Origin of the sequence: Curtobacterium sp. MCLR17_055, from assembly GCF_003234305.1 — a bacterium.
GTDB lineage: Bacteria > Actinomycetota > Actinomycetes > Actinomycetales > Microbacteriaceae > Curtobacterium > Curtobacterium flaccumfaciens.
In genome coordinates this window covers 34,969-51,687 of sequence record NZ_QKSX01000001.1, presented here as the reverse complement: position 1 = coordinate 51,687, position 16,719 = coordinate 34,969, and the positions used below count along the sequence as shown (strand labels likewise).

General features: G+C 68.1%; 15 protein-coding genes and 1 tRNA gene. 4 read left to right on the top strand and 12 right to left on the bottom strand.

Annotated elements, in window-relative coordinates:
- Positions 1 to 15 precede the first annotated feature (15 nt).
- The 4 genes from DEJ09_RS00265 to DEJ09_RS00250 form a co-directional block, all read right to left on the bottom strand.
- The gene (locus tag DEJ09_RS00265) at positions 16 to 984 is read right to left on the bottom strand and encodes a tyrosine-type recombinase/integrase (protein ID WP_111087273.1); all 969 of its coding nucleotides are present in this window, start codon (positions 982 to 984) and stop codon (positions 16 to 18) included.
- On the bottom strand, positions 977 to 2,764 hold the full coding sequence (locus tag DEJ09_RS00260; protein ID WP_111087272.1) for a hypothetical protein: 1,788 nt from the start codon (positions 2,762 to 2,764) through the stop codon (positions 977 to 979). Before DEJ09_RS00260 ends, DEJ09_RS00265 begins: the two co-directional genes overlap by 8 nt.
- On the bottom strand, positions 2,761 to 3,708 hold the full coding sequence (locus DEJ09_RS00255; RefSeq protein ID WP_111087271.1) for a tyrosine-type recombinase/integrase: 948 nt from the start codon (positions 3,706 to 3,708) through the stop codon (positions 2,761 to 2,763). The genes DEJ09_RS00260 and DEJ09_RS00255 overlap by 4 nt, the downstream gene beginning before the upstream one ends.
- A 338-nt stretch (positions 3,709 to 4,046) precedes the next feature.
- Positions 4,047 to 4,880: a hypothetical protein gene (locus DEJ09_RS00250; protein WP_111087270.1), complete on the bottom strand. Its 834-nt coding sequence runs from the start codon at positions 4,878 to 4,880 to the stop codon at positions 4,047 to 4,049.
- A gap of 252 nt (positions 4,881 to 5,132) precedes the next feature.
- On the opposite strand from DEJ09_RS00250, the gene DEJ09_RS00245 reads away from it, so the two are divergent.
- Together DEJ09_RS00245 and DEJ09_RS00240 are read left to right on the top strand one after the other, a co-directional pair.
- Positions 5,133 to 5,495 (top strand): hypothetical protein, encoded by a 363-nt coding sequence (locus tag DEJ09_RS00245; protein WP_146245629.1) that lies wholly within the window; start codon positions 5,133 to 5,135, stop codon positions 5,493 to 5,495.
- Positions 5,496 to 5,619: 124 nt separating this feature from the next.
- Entirely contained in the window at positions 5,620 to 5,973 is a 354-nt protein-coding gene (locus tag DEJ09_RS00240) for a hypothetical protein (protein WP_111087268.1), read from the top strand.
- On the opposite strand, the gene DEJ09_RS00235 is transcribed toward DEJ09_RS00240, so the two are convergent.
- From DEJ09_RS00235 to DEJ09_RS00210, 6 genes are all read right to left on the bottom strand, one after another.
- Positions 5,974 to 6,213: a hypothetical protein gene (locus DEJ09_RS00235; RefSeq protein WP_111087267.1), complete on the bottom strand. Its 240-nt coding sequence runs from the start codon at positions 6,211 to 6,213 to the stop codon at positions 5,974 to 5,976.
- 126 nt (positions 6,214 to 6,339) lie between these two features.
- Positions 6,340 to 7,164 (bottom strand): hypothetical protein, encoded by an 825-nt coding sequence (locus DEJ09_RS00230; protein WP_111087266.1) that lies wholly within the window; start codon positions 7,162 to 7,164, stop codon positions 6,340 to 6,342.
- A 188-nt stretch (positions 7,165 to 7,352) separates the two neighbouring features.
- Positions 7,353 to 7,442: transfer RNA gene (locus DEJ09_RS00225), tRNA-Ser, on the bottom strand.
- Between the two features lie 513 nt (positions 7,443 to 7,955).
- The gene (locus DEJ09_RS00220; protein ID WP_258373738.1) at positions 7,956 to 9,230 is read right to left on the bottom strand and encodes an LCP family protein; all 1,275 of its coding nucleotides are present in this window, start codon (positions 9,228 to 9,230) and stop codon (positions 7,956 to 7,958) included.
- A 202-nt stretch (positions 9,231 to 9,432) separates the two neighbouring features.
- Entirely contained in the window at positions 9,433 to 10,113 is a 681-nt protein-coding gene (locus DEJ09_RS00215; protein ID WP_111087265.1) for a GntR family transcriptional regulator, read from the bottom strand.
- Positions 10,114 to 10,282: 169 nt separating this feature from the next.
- Positions 10,283 to 11,737, bottom strand: a complete 1,455-nt coding sequence (locus tag DEJ09_RS00210; protein ID WP_375537947.1) for an MFS transporter — start codon at positions 11,735 to 11,737, stop codon at positions 10,283 to 10,285.
- A 224-nt stretch (positions 11,738 to 11,961) separates the two neighbouring features.
- Here DEJ09_RS00210 and DEJ09_RS00205 point away from each other — a divergent pair, with 224 nt between their 5' ends.
- Complete coding sequence (locus DEJ09_RS00205) at positions 11,962 to 13,347, top strand: AAA family ATPase (RefSeq protein WP_111087264.1); 1,386 nt, start codon at positions 11,962 to 11,964, stop codon at positions 13,345 to 13,347.
- A complete protein-coding gene (locus DEJ09_RS00200; RefSeq protein WP_111087263.1) occupies positions 13,340 to 15,358 on the top strand; it encodes a VWA domain-containing protein in 2,019 nt (672 codons plus the stop codon). Before DEJ09_RS00205 ends, DEJ09_RS00200 begins: the two co-directional genes overlap by 8 nt.
- Positions 15,359 to 15,429: 71 nt before the next feature.
- Here the strand turns inward: DEJ09_RS00200 and DEJ09_RS00195 are convergent, their stop codons facing one another.
- Complete coding sequence (locus DEJ09_RS00195; RefSeq protein WP_111087262.1) at positions 15,430 to 16,188, bottom strand: SCO1664 family protein; 759 nt, start codon at positions 16,186 to 16,188, stop codon at positions 15,430 to 15,432.
- On the bottom strand, positions 16,185 to 16,712 hold the full coding sequence (locus DEJ09_RS00190; protein WP_071406497.1) for a DUF3090 domain-containing protein: 528 nt from the start codon (positions 16,710 to 16,712) through the stop codon (positions 16,185 to 16,187). The genes DEJ09_RS00195 and DEJ09_RS00190 overlap by 4 nt, the downstream gene beginning before the upstream one ends.
- Positions 16,713 to 16,719 lie beyond the last annotated feature (7 nt).

Sequence of the window (16,719 nt, the reverse complement as noted above, 5' to 3'; positions counted from 1 at the left end):
ATTTGGACGGCGCGGTCAGGCCGCGTGGTCGCGCTCGATGGGCGAGTGTTCGGCGCCGGCGATGATCGCGGCGTGCCGGGCGGGGGCGTCGTCGGTCAGTGTGGGCCCGAGCGCGATGAAGTCGAGGCTGTTCAGTCCGGCAGCGGTGAGAACGGCGCGCAGCGGTACGGGGGTGTTCAGTGCATCGCGCAGCCAGGTCGCGCGGAGTCGTCTCGGTGAGAAGCTTGGGAGACGAGCTGCGTAGGCGAGGTTGCTGCGGAGCCCCTTCACGGCGCTCATCGTCGCTGGTTCAGCTGCGGCGAGGATTCCCGTCCCGCTGCCGTCGACGAGCTGCCGCACGATGGTCGAGTACTGCACCAAGATCGGGATTGACCGTGGTGGTGAGTGGCTTGCCGCAGTGTGCTGTTCTGTGAGGTGGACGACCCAGTGGCTTTCCCGATACTCGACATCACTCGCGCGGAGGCGCAGCAACTCCACACTGTGCAGGCCGGCTCCGTGCTGGAATGCGAGCGAGGCCAACATGTAACGGCCGCGGCGTTCCGTTCGCTGCTTCTGAGCGGCATCGAGGTATCGAGAGATTTCGTCGCCCGTGTAGGGGAAGGTCACCGTCTTGGCTCCCGGTGTCCTGGACTTGGGGCGCCACGGTGCACGGCGCGTGTTGGCGACTCCGATCCGGCGAAGCGCCCATCGGACGTAGATGTGTGTTCCGTGCACCCACGCCGCGCGATTGCCGGTCGCGAGGTACTCCTCCATGCGATCGGGGGTGAGGAGGTGCTCCGCGTTGAGGTCGATTCCGTGACTGATCCCCCAGCCGACGTAGGGTGCCGCGACGGCGATCAGTCGGTAGGCGTCGCGAGCGCTTGTGGGGCGGGTCGTGACGATCAGCTTCCGAACGAAGGTGCCAGTCGCTTCTTCCCAGCCCTCGATCGGTGTTGCAGGAGTGTAGTCAGCGATCGTGCCGGGGATGTCAGTGCGCTCATCCATGCTGTTCCCCCGGGTTCTGGGTTTCAGCTCGACGCCGCACTCCGGAACGTTGCGCCCGAGAAGGCGCAGGGTCGCGTCGGGTGGTGCCGCGACGAGGAGTCGTCTTTCGCAGGTGCAGTGGCGTCGATCTGGGTGCGCGGCGGCGTCGTGGGCCCTGATGTGCCTTGTAATCGGTTGCGGTCGGGTCCAACTCTTCCCCGTAGGCGTCGCGAAGCATGCTGCGATTCACCGCGATGCAGTTCAGCGCGAAGACGAGCGCGTTGGCAGTGGTGCCGAACAGTAGGGTGCTGCGGGAGCGCATGCTGCCGCGCCAGTGCTTGAGCTGCGCGTTCTGACTCTCGACGAGGTTCCGGAGCCCGTAGTAGGCCGCCCAGCGCGTTGTCCCGTAGATGTACCGCTGTCGCTCCCATGCTGCTTCGGACGCGCTGATCACTCGAGTCACTGCGCACGCGCAGTCGACATCGGGAAGGCAGGTGGTACGCGGGGTGCTGGCGGGGAGTCGTTCGGAGGGGGCGTAGTTCGGGCAGCGGATGTGGCCTGCGCGGGCGGGACCCTTGAACTGCACGTCGCCGTTGTCGTAGCGGCGGTTCGGAGTGAAGGCCCATTTGCTGCGCTCGTCGTACAGGGCGTGAATGCGGTCGATCTCTGCTTGCGTGCTTCGGACCTTGAAGCCAGGGATCTTTCGGAGTCGCTGTGGCAGAGCGTCGGGGAACAGACTTCCGTCGAGCCAGAACGCGCCGGGAACGTTTTCCGTGGGGTGGGGCCGGCGCTGCCCGGTGTGGAGGTCGTGGACCCCGATGATGTTCCGTGCTGCGAGTTGGGACGCCCACGCTTCCGGTTTGGCGTAGCTGTAGCCGCGGTCTGCCGCGAGGTGGGTGAAGTGGACGTCGCCGAGAAGGCTGTCGAGCAGGTCGAGCCCGGCTTGGGCCTTGTATCCGCCTGCGGGGCCGACGAGTACGCCGCGGATCACGGGAACCCAGAACTCCATGCCGGGTGCGCCTGCGTCGACGAGGGTGTGCGCGTCGAAACCGTTGAAGTGGTTCGTGGCCCGTCCGAGCGTGCGCGTGCGCCACCCGATCCGTGCTTCGAGGTCAGCACTGATGACGAGCCTGCCGTCGACGGGGCTTCGGCGAGGCCACGTCGATGAGTCTTCTGACCACTCATCTCCGGGCTTTGCGTTCTCGGGCCGGTAGCTGTCCGGTGAGTCTGGTTCTTTGGTTCCTGCCTTGGGCTGCGCGGAGGTTTCGATGTCCGTGGAGTCGATGGCCTGAACTGGTGTTGGCGGCAGAATCCCTGCCCAGTGAGGAAGACGGCAGGATGCGCCGACAAGAGCGTTGACGAAGACAGGCAGGGGCGGCACATCACCCCTTCTGGGTGAGGTGAGTTCACCGTCCGCCGTGAACCGCTTCTCGCTGTCGGCGGGTTCAAGCAGGTCCCGCAGACCCTGAAAGGCGACGTAGAGCTGGAACAGCTTCCAATGCGTCGGGAGCCCGACGCGGCGACTCTGTCGTGGGGTCAGAGTGGACGCCCACCGTGCGAGGTCCGTCTGCAGAAAATCCCGCTTGGGTACCTGCACCTTGAACGCAATCGCGAGGAGCAGCAGCGTCAGGTAGGTCAGCTTCGGGGCAGGACCCGAGCGCTGCGTGTGGACGCGGCTGAGGACCGGCTTCATTCCGGAGTACTCGAGGACATCGAGCGCTTCGGTGATCGCTTCGTTGTTCGTCAGGATGCGGCCGGTCGGGAGGAAGCCGGGGAGGTGGGTAATGCCGTAGTCGGTCATGATGCGTAGCCGGCGACGATCGATGCGATCGTGTCGGCGTCCTTCCTGGTCGTGAGGTAGGGCAGAAGATGGGAGATGCGCAGGTCAGTGATTCCAGCGATCTGCGCGAAGGTGGCGAGCTGGATGTCCTCGTTCAGAACGGTGACCATCCAGGTGGCACGAAGCCGTCGGAACTCGAGTGGAGGCGTATCGTCATGAAGCTCCAGATGTGACTTCATCGCGGACAGCGGATTCTTCTGGTGCTGGCGGAACCGACCGAGAAGCGGTCCGTCCGGGTACTCCAACGCCAGCTGCAACAGCGCGTAGCTGTACTCCCGGCGCACCGGCACGCGTCGCGCTCGATCGCCATGAACGCGGATGAAGACGAGCTGGCCCTCGCGGTCGATGTCCGCGGCGGACAGCGCCTGCAGTTCCTGCCCACGGAGCCCACTGCCGAGCGCGCCAACGAGGATGCCTTGGAACGTTCGGCATCGCGCCTCGGTGCGCTGCTGGGTCGAAAGGGAGAAGTACTCGTTCAGATGCGCGTTCGTGTAGGGCTGCGCGGCTGCTGTTTTCGCGAACTGCGGCCTATCCGGTTTCCACTTCGCGCGGCGCGTGGCCGTTCGGCCGATCTGTTCCAGGGCGCCGCGCTGTGTCGACCGGCTGTGCTCACCGTGCTCGCGCAAGTGCACCGCCACGTACCAGTCGACGTTCTCCGGAGTGAACAGGCGTTCAACGTCCATGGGGGCGTCTTGCTCGCGCATGAAACGCACGAAGTAGCTGACCGCGACCATCGACTTGTAGGCAGCTGCCGGTGTCGGTGGGCGGATCGCGGTGACCAGCTCCTCGAGAAGGGCACGCACCTGCTGGTACCACTGCTCCTCGTGGAACCGGGGCCGGTACCAGCTGATCGCTTCGGTCGCCGAGTATGCCCATCGTCCGGCGACGTAGGCGCGGCTCACCACGTCGGACTTCCGCTTCTCCGAGGCTGACGGTGCCGCGGCGGCCTCTCGGCGCGTCGACGCGGTGCGTATCGGCCTGGGCCGGATGGCTGGGACCAGCGGGGCAGATGGGTGCGGACGATGTGGGGACCCTCGTCTGCAGCGGTGTGGGGGACTTCGGTGAGTGCGTGGGCAGGTGAAACAGGCGCTTGCGGGCGTGACCGGCTCGCGGTATTGTGAAGGTAATCCGTAGGAAAGATTCTTCGGGAGCCATCGAGCGTTTGGGCCTTTAAAGCCACCGCTGCGGTGGCTTTCGTCGTTTCACCGCCGATTCGGCGGTTGTGCATGGTCGGTGTTGCTCCTTACTGTTCCTCGACTGTTTTGCGCCACACCCCGCGAACCCCGGTGGGTTCGATGTGGCCGCTTCGGTGGAGACCGCTGGTTGCTTGTGCGATGGCGCGAGGCGATGCTTCGACACCCCGGAGTTCAAGGGCAGCTCGAATGGTGCGCGTCGACGTTCCGTCGGCGCCGATCGCCCCCAGCACCTGCTGACGTAGCGACCCGGAGGTGTCTGCCTCCGCGATCACTCGCTTTGACTGCAGTCGCTGCTGCTCGTACTGCCAGTCGACCGCGTCGGGGTCACGGCCTCCGTGGGTGCGTTGCAGCTGCGCGGCAAGCGCGACGAGGTGTGTGATTGCTTCGGTCACGTCGGTGAGTGCCTGCTTGTCGTCGGTCTTGGGGTCCATCGCCAGCCTCCTTCTTGCGTCAACGATGACCGCGAAGTCGACGGGAGTCCACGGGTGGAATTTTGAATGGCGCAACGTCCGCGCGTCGTAATGTAGCTGCCCGCCGTCTGAGCGCCACTGCTCGGTCACCGTGCGAAGCATCGCCGAGTTCGACAGCACCGTCATGAGGTCGAGTCCAAGAATCGGGTGCTGCAGGAACCGCACCAGTTCCTCGGCGGTGAGGTATCGCTCACCCTTGCGAAGGTTGTAGAACACGTCCTTGGACAGCTGCAGTTCGCTCCTCACCAGGCGTTTCGCGATGCCCTGTGGCTGGTTTCCGCGAATCGTCTCGATGTCGGTGATGCGGTCCTCGGCGTAGCGCAGGACGATCCCGACGGCTTGGAACTCTGGGCCGGCGTCAGCGCACCGGTCGCAGAACGGGTCGGGGCATGGGAACTCCTCGAGCCCCACTTCCCAGCGCCGGCGGGAAGGTCGAGGAGCGGGCGGCACGGATCAAGTATGTCGACAAGATGCAGCGAATGCAGCATTTGCAGCAGCAAACATGGAGCGTAGTGATCAGAAAGTCCCAACACCGCCGCGTACTCCGTTCGCGTTGAACCGCTGATCCTCGGTCCCCAACAGACGAGATCCGTGCGTATGCTGCTCCCAGAGCGCACGGCCCCGTCGGGGGGCTACCGCGCCCGATCCCATCGGAGGGACACCATGACGCTCAGCAGGCTCGCGGAAGAGTTCGCCGCAGAAATCCGGAACCACGATTGGTCCGACGCACCGTGGCGTGCCGACCGTGCCGGGCACGACCGGGCACTAGATCGCCGGGCAGCCGCGACGACGAAGCAGCTCGAGCCCGACGAGACCGAGACGGTCCGAGTGAACGTGATGTGGGTCACCGCTCAGGTCCTGCTCCACGCAGACATCAATCTCGATCTGCACGAGTTCGCGATCGCCTGCGGAGTTGATCCGCGATACGTGTACCGAACCGACGGGTCCCGCAGCCAGGGCCTCGTCAACGGCATCCGAACAGTCGGCGGTCAAGTCGCGCACCCCGGCAGCTGGGACGTCGGCTGATGGCTGCCCTCTCCGCAGCCCTCGTTGCAGCACCAGACGCAGCAACTCTGCAATTCGGCCCGATCTGTGGTGGCAGGCGGCGCTACTGTTCGTTCTGACGGTTGTGGGCTCAAGCGCGGGCGGTGTGATCGCGAAGCAGATCCTGCCCTCCCGCGCCGACCGAGTGAAGGTTCAGCGAGGCGGGGCCGCCGAAGCGTTGGACGCCCTGCACGCGTTCTACCTGAGCGTCTACGAGCACCGCGCGATCAGCCGGCCCCTCACCGAACCCGAACAGCGACTCCTGATCGGCCTCGCCTCACAAGCACGAATCAGCACGGCGAAGACCGGCGACACAGACCTTCGCCGCAAGGTGAAGGACTTCGTCCTGACAGGACGGCGATGGGCTGACGGGCACCCCGGTTACACAGCGGTGGAGGTCGAAAGCCAGTACGACGCCCTGCTCACCGCGATGACGGATTTCCTTCACCGCAACAGGTAGTTAGAGCGCCGCGATCTCAGCTTCGGTCGCTGCTCGAAAGCTCGGGAACTGAGCCGCGCGCGCGGAGGTAGTGAGTTGTTCGAAGAACTCCGCTGGAACGAGATAGGTCACGATCTCGGCAGCGCCGCCTTCAACCACGCGTTGCACGAGCTGATCGGTGAAGGACGGTGACGAATCAATGAGATCCTCGCCAAACAGACGAACGAGCGCGCCTTGATAATCGTCGCGGTGGGAGTCCACTAGATGATCAGCCGATGCACGCGTCCCTGCGAGTCGGGGCAGCTGCAACGGAACCACGTGCTTTACCACGGCCCCAGTCATCTCCAGCTCACTTCGTCTCTAACAGTACTGATGGCAGTCATTCTGTCACGACGCCCTGGCCCGTAGCGGCACCACGCCTTCGAAAACCGAGCCCTGGAACGGCTCATCGAAGCTCTTTTCCGTGGTCGAGGACCGATCTTTGGAGACCGCTGCGCTGCCTGACGACACCGTGATGCTACCGCCAACCGCTGTCAAGAGGCCAGCGAGACCCTTCAAACCACCCCTGTTACCAGGCGCCGACGAGCTGCTCACTCCGCTCAAAGCCAGCCGCAACGCGTGAGCATCATCGGTTGCCCCCTTCGCGAGCAGGTTGAACAGGAAGCCATGTCCCGAGTCAGCGACGGCGAACCGCAACGTCGGGTCCGTGCCCCAGTCTCGCGTCGTCTGCGCGGCCATGTACCCGTTCGAAAGCCCGGCGTGGAACTCCACGTTCTCACCGGCCTCACACAGCGACCGATACAGCGCACGGGCAGCCACCGAGTCGAGCGGGTTGACCATGTCGAAGATCCGCTCCGCGAGGGGACCCACGTCGTCGCGCGACTCGAACGAGTACAGCTCCACCAGCCGCCGATTTGGATGACTCCGCACGGACGGCAGCTCGTGGCTCACACCGAGGTGGTCCAAACGGTCACCCAAGCGCATCCGCGAGAGATAGCTGCGATGACTCGGATCAGTCGGCGGGGTGAACCGAACGCTGACCCCTGTCCGAGCTTGCGCTTCGATGAAGGCCAGCACGCTCACCAACCCAAACGGCGTAAACCATCTCGCACCGCTGAGATCGACGATCGACGTGTCATCGATCAGAGAAGGCTGAATCGATCGCTGAACCACCCCAGACGCGCAACTGCCGATGATGACAAGATCAGCCATGAGAGCGCCTTCTTGGCACAGCGCCTGATCCCCGTCGCGCGCGCCCCGCAAGCCTCCCCGAGCCTGACAGTGACACTCACCCCAACTTTCGGCGCAAAACCGCAATGTTCTCGAAAACCGCGTCAAGACTGCCCGCCGGGCTAGAATCCATGAACTCATGCGGCTCTAACCCGTGAACAGTCCTCGTGCGGAGACGGAGGGATTTGAACCCTCGGTCCCCTCAAAGGGGACTCCACCTTAGCAGGGTGGTGCACTCGGCCGGACTATGCGACGTCTCCAAGCACTCTCGCGAGCGCTGCGACCACCATACAGGAGGACCGCGCCACTCTCGACCCGACGCACACCCGCGCGTGGCACAACCCGTCACACTCGGTCCCCCGAAGTGGGGACACGTGGGGGTTGTCGGGGCGTACCCCACTGCATACCATCATCGGGACGCGGCAATCACGTTCCGGGGCTCGTCCCCGTCGTCGCGACACAGCACCCGACGTCGTTCCCCGTGCGGGCCCGGCGCGCCCGATCGCGTGGCGCCCGGCGGGGAGCGACTTCCCCTGGGGGCGCGGCCCACCACCGCGCCCCCGTTTCTGCGTTCGGGGGCGGGTGCGCTGCTGACGTTCGGGCGTGCGCACGGCAACGGCGGGCCCACGAAAGCGACACTGCGCCGCCGAGCTCGGCCGTCACAGGTGCCAGGGCGACAGAGTGCCGCGGATGTTCGGCGGCACTCTGTCGCTTTCGCGGAAGGGGGCAGGGGCGGGAGGCGGCAAGCAAGCGTCCGTCCGCCCGCCCGCGCCTCAGTACCCGAACGCCTTGGAGCAGGTCTGCTGGTCGGCGGACTGGCCCTCGAGCCCGTCGATGGTCTCGGGCGTCGCCGAGGGGGTGCGCGGCGCAGCGGACGACGGCGCTGCCGGTGTCGCGGGGGTCGCGGGGACCGCGGGCTTCGGTGCAGCGGTCGGCTGCGTCGGGTTCGGCTGCGTCGGACTCGTCTCCGACCCGATGCCCGTGCTGTCCGCCCCGAGGGAGAACGACTGATCGGCCTTGATCTTCGCGAACAGCCGGTCGGCCAGGTACGTCGTCGGCTCGACCTTGCCCTCGTAGACGCCGGTACCGCCCGTGGTGCCCGGGTACTGCACGAAGTTCACCTGCGCCAGCGGCAGGTCGCGCAGCGCCAGGCCCATCTGCACCATCGTCCCGATGTCGTTCAGGCTCTGCGACAGCTGCATGTTCGACGCCGCCGCCCGGGCCAGCTTGTACAGGCGGGCCGGAGAACCGAGGGTGTCGTTCGACTTCACGGTGCGGAGCAGCGACGACAGGAACACCTGCTGGCTCGAGATCCGGCCGAGGTCCGATCCGTCGCCGACCCCGTGCCGGGTGCGCAGGAACGCCAGGGCCTCGTCGCCCTGCAGGGTCGAGGTGCCGGCGGGCAGGTTCAGCCCGGTGTACGAGTCGGTGATCGGCTGGGCGACGCAGACCGGCACGCCGCCGATCGCGTTCGACATCTCGATGACGCCCTTGAAGGACACCGCGGCCGAGTACTGGATGTCGAGGCCGGTCAGCCCGGCGACCGTCTGGGTGACGCAGTTCAGGCCGCCCTCGCCGAACGAGGTGTTGATCGGCTGCGCCGCCATCGCCGGGGCCGTGCCCGTGCCGTCGGTCTTCTTGCAGGCCGGGATCGGCGTGACGAGGTCGCGCGGGATGCTCACCGCGGTCGCGTTGGTGTGGTCGGCCGAGACGTGCAGCAGGATGTTGACGTCGTTGAGGGTCGCATCACGCTCCCCGAAGGCAGCACTCTGCTCGGGGTCGTTGTCGGTGCCGACCACGAGCATGTTGAACCCGCCCTTGAAGGCGCTGATCGGCTTCGCGCCGCCCTTCGCCTGCGGTGCGGGCTGGCCCTGGATCTCGACGCCGTCACCGAGGTCGTCCGTGACCTGCTTCGCCGCGATCGCCGTGACCGAGACCGAACTCACCAGGGCCACCGCGACGACGGCGGAGACCGTCTTGGCAGCGGTCGCGAAGGGGCTCGAGCGCCGCAGACGTCCGTGCCGTGCGATCCCGGACGCTCGGTTCAAGCGGTGGGATCGATCGCGGACGTCGTTCACGGGCACTCCTGTCGTCGGTGGACACGCCGGGGACGGCAACCGGTCAAGGCTGCCACGACGTTGCCTGACGATCCAGTGCGAGGGACACCGGTGACACTCGCTGCTCAGTGCCGCGACCTGCGGATGCACGGCGGTCGGCGCGGACCTGAGCGGATCCGCAGCCGACGTCGGTTCAGGCGGACACGACCACCCGGAAGCGGTCCGGCAGGGCGACCAGGGCGGACGACAGGTCGAGGAGCGCGGCGGCACAGTCGTCGAGGGCGTCTCGCTCAGCAGCGGCCACGGCCCGCTCGACGATCTCGACCCGTCGTCGCCGGTCGACCACGGCATCGATCCCGTTCGCCAGGGCGACGTCGTCGGTGAAGAACATGTCGAGCAGGATGCGCTGCGACAGCAACCAGTCGCCGCTGACCGACGACCCGCGGCGCCGCAGGTACCACGCGCCGAGTTCGACGAAGGCACCGGCTTCGGTCCAGCACTCCCGCAGCCACACCTTGTCGAACCGGTCGTGGTACCCGACGGAGTTCGAGGGCGGATCGACGAGCAGAGCCTGGGCGATCCGCAGCCGCTCGATCATCTGGTCGACCGACCACTGCGAGATCACGACACCGACGTACCGCTGCACGCTGGCCAGCTGCAGGGACTCGAGGGTCACGAGGGCTTCGCGCACCGGTGTGCGCGACACCCGCATGTCCGATGCCAGGGTGTCGAGCCGCAGCCGCTGCCCGCGGCGGTACTCCCCCCGCAGGACGTTGTCGAGCAGTCGCAGGAACACCGCGTCGCGCAGCAGGCTACGGCGCAGGCCGTGGGGATCGAGGCCGCCGGCGCCTGCTCGGATGGGGGTGTGCTCCATCAGCCCAGGCTCACGCACGGACGGCACCCCCGAGGCGAGGGCGGTCGCTGCCGTGGATCGTGGTCGCCGGTGTCGCGCTGTGGAGGAGTGCCATGCAGGCACAGTGACAGCGCTGCGACGGCGGCGCTAAACACTCTGAATACAGAATGTCAGGCCGCCGCCACAGGGCTCACCTCCGGTCGGACTTCGCGTCCCCGGTGAGCACCGAGAGCGGTTGGGTGACGTCCTCCAGCCCCTTCCGCGCGGCGTCGACCCCGAATATCAAGGCCACCACGCCGCCGCCGATCATCACCGCGGATCCGAGCAGGTACCCCCAGAACAGCGGCTCCCGCGACGAGCCGTCACCGATGAAGGCACCGTAGATCGCCGGCGCGACCGCACCGAAGATCTGCGCCAGGGCGAAGAAGTACGAGATCGCCTGCGACCGCAGCTCGAGCGGGAAGATCTCGCTGACGGTCAGGTAGGCGCTCGACGCTCCGGCCGAGGCGAAGAAGAACGAGACGCACCAGAACGCGACCTGCACCGTCGCCGAGATCGCGTCCGCCCGGAACAGGAACGCGGACGTGGCGAGCACGAGGCCGGAGACCAGGTACGTCAGGAAGATCATCTGCCGACGACCCCAGGTGTCGAAGAAGCGCCCCAGGATGATCGGGCCGAGCAGGTTGCCGATCGCGAACGGGAAGAAGTAGACCGCCGTCTCCGCCGTCTTCAGGCCGAAGAAGTTCGTGAGCACCAGGGCGTAGGTGAAGAAGATCGCGTTGTAGAGGAACGCCTGCGTGATCATCATCGTCGCGCCGACGAGCGTCCGGGTCGGGTACTGCTTCAGCAGCACGCGCGCGATGGCCAGGAACCCGACACGGTCGGTCGGCGTGACGGTCATCGCCTTCGACTGGTCGACCTCCGGCAGGGGCTTGCCGGTCGCCTTCTCCACCGACGCCTCGATGCGGGAGACGGTGGCCTCGGCTTCTTCCTCGCGCCCGTGCGTCATCAGCCACCGCGGACTCTCCGGGATGTGACGTCGCAGGAAGATGATCGCGATGCCGAGCACCGGGCCGAGGAAGAACCCGATGCGCCAGCCGATGTTCTCGGCGAAGTAGGCCGTGTCGAGCAGGTAGATGTTCGCGAACGCGCCGAGCGCGGCACCGCCCCAGTACGTGCCGTTGATGGCGATGTCGACGTGCCCGCGGTACTTCGCCGGGATGAGCTCGTCGATCGCCGAGTTGATCGCCGCGTACTCGCCGCCGATGCCCAGCCCCGCGACGAACCGGAAGGCCGCCAGGAACCAGAAGTCCTGCGCGAGGCCCGCGATGCCCGAACCGATCAGGTAGATCGCGAGCGTCAGGATGAACAGCTTGCGCCGCCCCAGCCGGTCGGACATGCGCCCGAACACCAGGGCACCGACGACCTGGCCGACCAGGTAGATCGTGCCGAGGGACGTCACCTGCTGCGTCGACAGGTTCAGGTCCGCCTGGAACCCCGCGTTCGAGACGATCTGGATCTCGAGACCGTCGAGGATCCAGGACACGCCGAGTCCGACGACGACGCTCCAGTGGAACCTAGTCCACGGCAAGCGGTCCATCCTGGCGGGCACCAGGCTCTTGATGGTTGCGTTCGCGCTGCTCACGAGATGGGACCGTACGCCGAGATCGCCGATGTGGTTCAGATGCGGAACGAGCAACCGGGGGCGGAGCCGGATCCCCCTACTTCGAATCCGGCTCCGTCGCCGGGATCTCAATGATCGCAAGTGCGATGGAAACCCACAAGCGGACGGGAGGCGCGGTGCGGGCCCGCCACGGGCCTCCAGTCCGACCCTGGTCGCCGTCGCGAACGCGGCGTAGCGTCGGAGAGGTGACCCGACCTGACATCCGCACGGTCGGCGAGCTCCGCACCTCTGGTCACGTCCAGAAGACGGTCCGCGCCGAGATCCGCGACAACCTGCTCACCGCCCTGCGCCAGGGCACCGATCCGTGGCCCGGCCTGCACGGCTTCGAGACCACCGTCATCCCCCAGCTCGAACGCGCCCTCATCGCCGGGCACGACGTCGTCCTGCTCGGCGAGCGCGGCCAGGGCAAGACCCGCCTGCTCCGCACCCTGCAGGGCCTGCTCGACGAGTGGACGCCGGTCATCACCGGCTCCGAGCTCGGCGAGCACCCGTACGAACCGATCACCACCGCCAGCATCCGGCGCGCCGACGACCTCGGCGACGCCCTGCCGATCAGTTGGCGACACCGCGACGACCGCTACGTCGAGAAGCTCGCGACACCGGACACGAGCGTCGCCGACCTGATCGGGGACGTCGACCCGATGAAGGTCGCCGAGGGTCGCAGCCTGGGCGACCCGGAGACCATCCACTTCGGACTCGTCCCCCGCGGGCACCGTGGCATCGTCGCGATCAACGAGCTGCCCGACCTGGCCGAACGCATCCAGGTCGCGATGCTCAACGTGATGGAGGAGCGCGACGTCCAGATCCGCGGCTACGTGCTGCGGCTGCCGCTCGACGTGCTCGTCGTGGCGAGCGCGAACCCGGAGGACTACACGAACCGCGGCCGGATCATCACGCCGCTGAAGGACCGCTTCGGCGCCGAGATCCGCACGCACTACCCGATCGAGCTCGACGACGAGATCGCCGTCATCCGGCAGGAGGCCCAGCTGACGGCCGAGGTCCCGGACGCCCTGATCGAGATCCTCGCCCGGTTCACCCGCGCACTGCGCGGTTCGAGCGCCGTCGACCAGCGCAGCGGTGTGAGCGCCCGGTTCGCGATCGCCGGTGCCGAGACGGTGTCCGCCGCCGCGGTGCACCGCGCAGCCCGCCAGGGCGAGGACGAGGCGGTCGCCCGGCCGATCGACCTCGAGACCGCGGTGGACGTCCTCGGCGGCAAGATCGAGTTCGAGAACGGCGAAGAGGACCGTGCCGACGAGGTCCTCGAGCACCTGCTCCGCACCGCGACCGCCGAGACCGTGCGCTCCCGGTTCAAGGGCCTCGACTTCGCGGTGCTCGTGGACGCGCTCGACGGCGGCACGATGGTGACCACGGGCGAGCAGGTCAGCGCCCGGGTGTTCCTCGAAGGGCTCCCGTCGATCGGTGAGTCCGACCTGTACGACCAGGTGTGCGACCGGATGGGTGCCACGAACGACGGCGAACGCGCCGGCGCGATCGAGCTCGCCCTCGAGGGCCTGTTCCTGGCCCGGCGCATCAGCAAGGAGTCCGGCGGGGGCGAAGCCGTCTATGGCTAGGCAGAACCGGCGCCTGACGCGCGACACCCGGTACGGCCGGTACACCGACGGACCCGACCCGCTCGCCGCCCCGGTCGACCTGGCCGAGGCGCTCGACGCCATCGGGCAGGACGTGATGGGCGGCACGTCGCCCGAGCGCGCGATGCGGGAGTTCCTGCGACGCGGGGGCCGGACGCAGCGCGGTCTCGACGACCTGGCCCGACGGGTGGCCGAGCGCCGCCGCGAGCTGACGAGCAAGAACAACCTCGACGGCACCCTGCAGCAGGTGCGCGAGCTCCTGGACCAGGCGCTGCTCGCCGAGCGCGGGGAGCTCGCCCGCAACGTCGACCTCGACGACGGCGACCGGGCCCTGGCCGAACTGCAGCTCGACAGCCTGTCGCCCTCCCCCGCCGCCGCGGTGCAGGAACTCGGCGACTACGACTGGACGAGCCCGACCGCGCGCCAGAAGTACGACGAGATCAAGGACCTGCTCGGTCGCGAGGTGCTCGACCAGCGCTTCGCCGGCATGAAGCAGGCGCTCGAGGGTGCCACCGACCAGGACCGGGCCGCGGTCAGCGCGATGATGCAGGACCTCAACGCCCTGCTCGAGGCGCACGCCCGCGGCGAGGACACCCGGCAGCAGTTCGACGACTTCATGGACCAGCACGGGGAGTACTTCCCGTCGGACCCGGCGAACGTCGACGAGCTGCTCGACGACCTGGCAGCCCGAGCGGCCGCGGCGCAGCGCATGCGCAACTCGATGACCCAGGAGCAGCGGGACGAACTCGACGCCCTCGCCCAGCAGGCCTTCGGCTCCCCCGACCTGATGGGGCAGCTGTCCCAGCTCGACAGTACCCTGCGCGCACTGCGTCCCGGCGAGGACTGGGGCGGATCCGAGCGCATGGAGGGCGAACAGGGGCTCGGGCTGGGCGACGGCACCGGGGTGTTCCAGGACATCGCGGACCTCGACGCCCTCGCCGACCAGCTCGCCCAGTCCGGGCCGGGCTCGGAGCTCGACGACCTGGACCTCGACGCGCTGTCCCGGCAGCTCGGCGACGAGGCGGCGGTCGACGCGAAGACCCTGCAGCGCCTCGAACAGGCGCTCCGGAACTCCGGGGCGATGCGCCGCGGAGCCGACGGGCAGCTCCGGCTCACCCCGAAGGCGATGCGGCAGCTCGGCAAGAGCCTGCTCAAGGACGTCGCCCAGCGGATGTCCGGTCGTCAGGGCGCACGGGACCTCCGTCGCTCGGGCGCCGCGGGTGAGCCCTCGGGGGCGTCGCGGCAGTGGGCGTTCGGCGACACCGAGCCGTGGGACATCCCCCGCACGATCACGAACGCCGTCGTGCGGACGGCGGCCAGCGGGCGGCAGGGAGCCGGCGTGCGCCTGAGCATCGAGGACGTCGAGGTGCAGGAGACCGAGGCCCGCACCCAGGCCTGTGTCGCGCTGCTCGTCGACACGTCGTTCTCGATGGCGATGGAGGACCGCTGGGTGCCGATGAAGCGCACTGCCCTGGCGCTGCACACCCTGGTGTCGACCCGGTTCCGCGGCGACGACCTGCAGCTCATCGCCTTCGGTCGCGAGGCCGAGGTGATGGACGTCGAACAGCTCGTCGGTCTGGACGCGATGTGGGACAAGGGCACGAACCTGCACCATGCCCTGCTGCTCGCCAACCGGCACTTCCGGAAGCACCCCACGGCCCAACCGGTGCTCCTCATCGTCACCGACGGCGAGCCGACGTCGCACCTCGAGCCGAACGGACAGGTCTGGTTCGACTACCCGCCCGACCCGGTGACGATCGCGCTGACCGTGCGGGAGCTCGAGAACGCCGGACGCCTCGGTGCCCAGACGACGTTCTTCCGGCTCGGCGAGGACCCGGGGCTCGCCCGGTTCATCGACGCGATGGCGAAGCGGGTGGACGGCAGCGTCGTGGCACCGGAGAACGACGACCTGGGGGTCGCCGTGGTCGGCTCGTACCTCGGCTCGCGTCGCGGGGCCGGCGGCGCGCTCTTCCGCGACGACTGGGGGCTCTGAAGCCCACACGAGACGTAACGGGAGGCCCGTGGCGACACCGCCACGGGCCTCCAGTCCGTCTCTGGGTGCGTCTAGAACAGCGGCCAGGGCACGGCGGGGCCGTGACCGGGCGGCGGCGGGAAGATCCCGACGGCGCGCAGGGCCGCGCAGCGCGCCCGGAGCGTGTCGATCTCCTCGTCCGTCAGGTGCTCGGCGAGCTCGTCGCCGAGACCGCCGCGCAGGGCGTCGGACACCCGGTCGAGGCCCTCGAGCTCGTCCGGCCCGAGCGGCTCCCCGATCCAGCCCCACAGGACCGTCCGGAGCTTGTGCTCGACGTGGAAGGTGAGCCCGTGGTCGACGCCGAAGCGGTGGCCGTCGGGCATCGCGAGCACGTGCCCTCCCTTGCGGTCGGCGTTGTTCACGACGACGTCGAAGACGGCCATCCGGCGCAGGGCCTCGGAGTCCTCGTGCACGAGCGTCACGGGCTGGTCGTGTTCGTCGATGGCCTCGAGCACGGGCAGCCAGGGCGAACCGTCCGCCTCGGCGAGCTCCGGTGCCACCAGGTCGACGGCGTCCTGCTCGGGGTCGACGTCCTGCCAGCGCTGCACCATGCCGGGCCCGAACGGACCGTCACCCATCCACGTGGGTGGGACGACACCCCAGCCGAACGCCTCGGAGACCAGGTGCGCGGCGATCTCGCGGCCGGCGAGCGTGCCGTCCGGGAAGTCCCACAGCGGGCGCTCGCCCTCGACGGGCTTGTAGACGACGGTCGCGCCGTCGAGTTCGGCGAGGAAGGTGGCGTTGGACGCCTCACGGATGCGCGCCCGGACGGACAGCGAGCCGTCGCTCATGCGTCGCCGGGCGGACGACCGGCGGCGACGACCTCGCGCGTGCGCTCGACGAAGGCCCGGGCGGTGCCGACCGGGATCTTCACCTGGAACAGCTCGGCGGGCTCGGGGATCTCGACGACGGCCTCGATCTCGATGCCGTCCTCGCTCTCCTCGGACACGATCTCGACCTCGTCGTCGATCGGGTACGCCTCGATGACGACCTGCGCGGTGGACGGGTCGAAGCCCAGGCTCAGGGCCCCGGCGCGGAACTCGGCCTCGACGGGCTGGTCGAGCGGCTCCGGGTCGCGGAGTTCGACGGGCACCGACGGCGGCACGCTGAAGCGGTTGTCGTCGACGGTCGCCACCTCGTCGAGGAGCTCGTCGATCTTGTCGGCGAGCACGGCGGTCTGCTCCTTCTCGAGCGCGACGCTGGTGACGCGCCGACCGGAGCGGGCCTGGATGTAGAAGGCGCGCTCACCCGGACGGCCGATGGTGCCGACGACGAGGCGGTCCGGCCAGTCGAAGCCGTGGACGATGGTGGGCATACCCGCA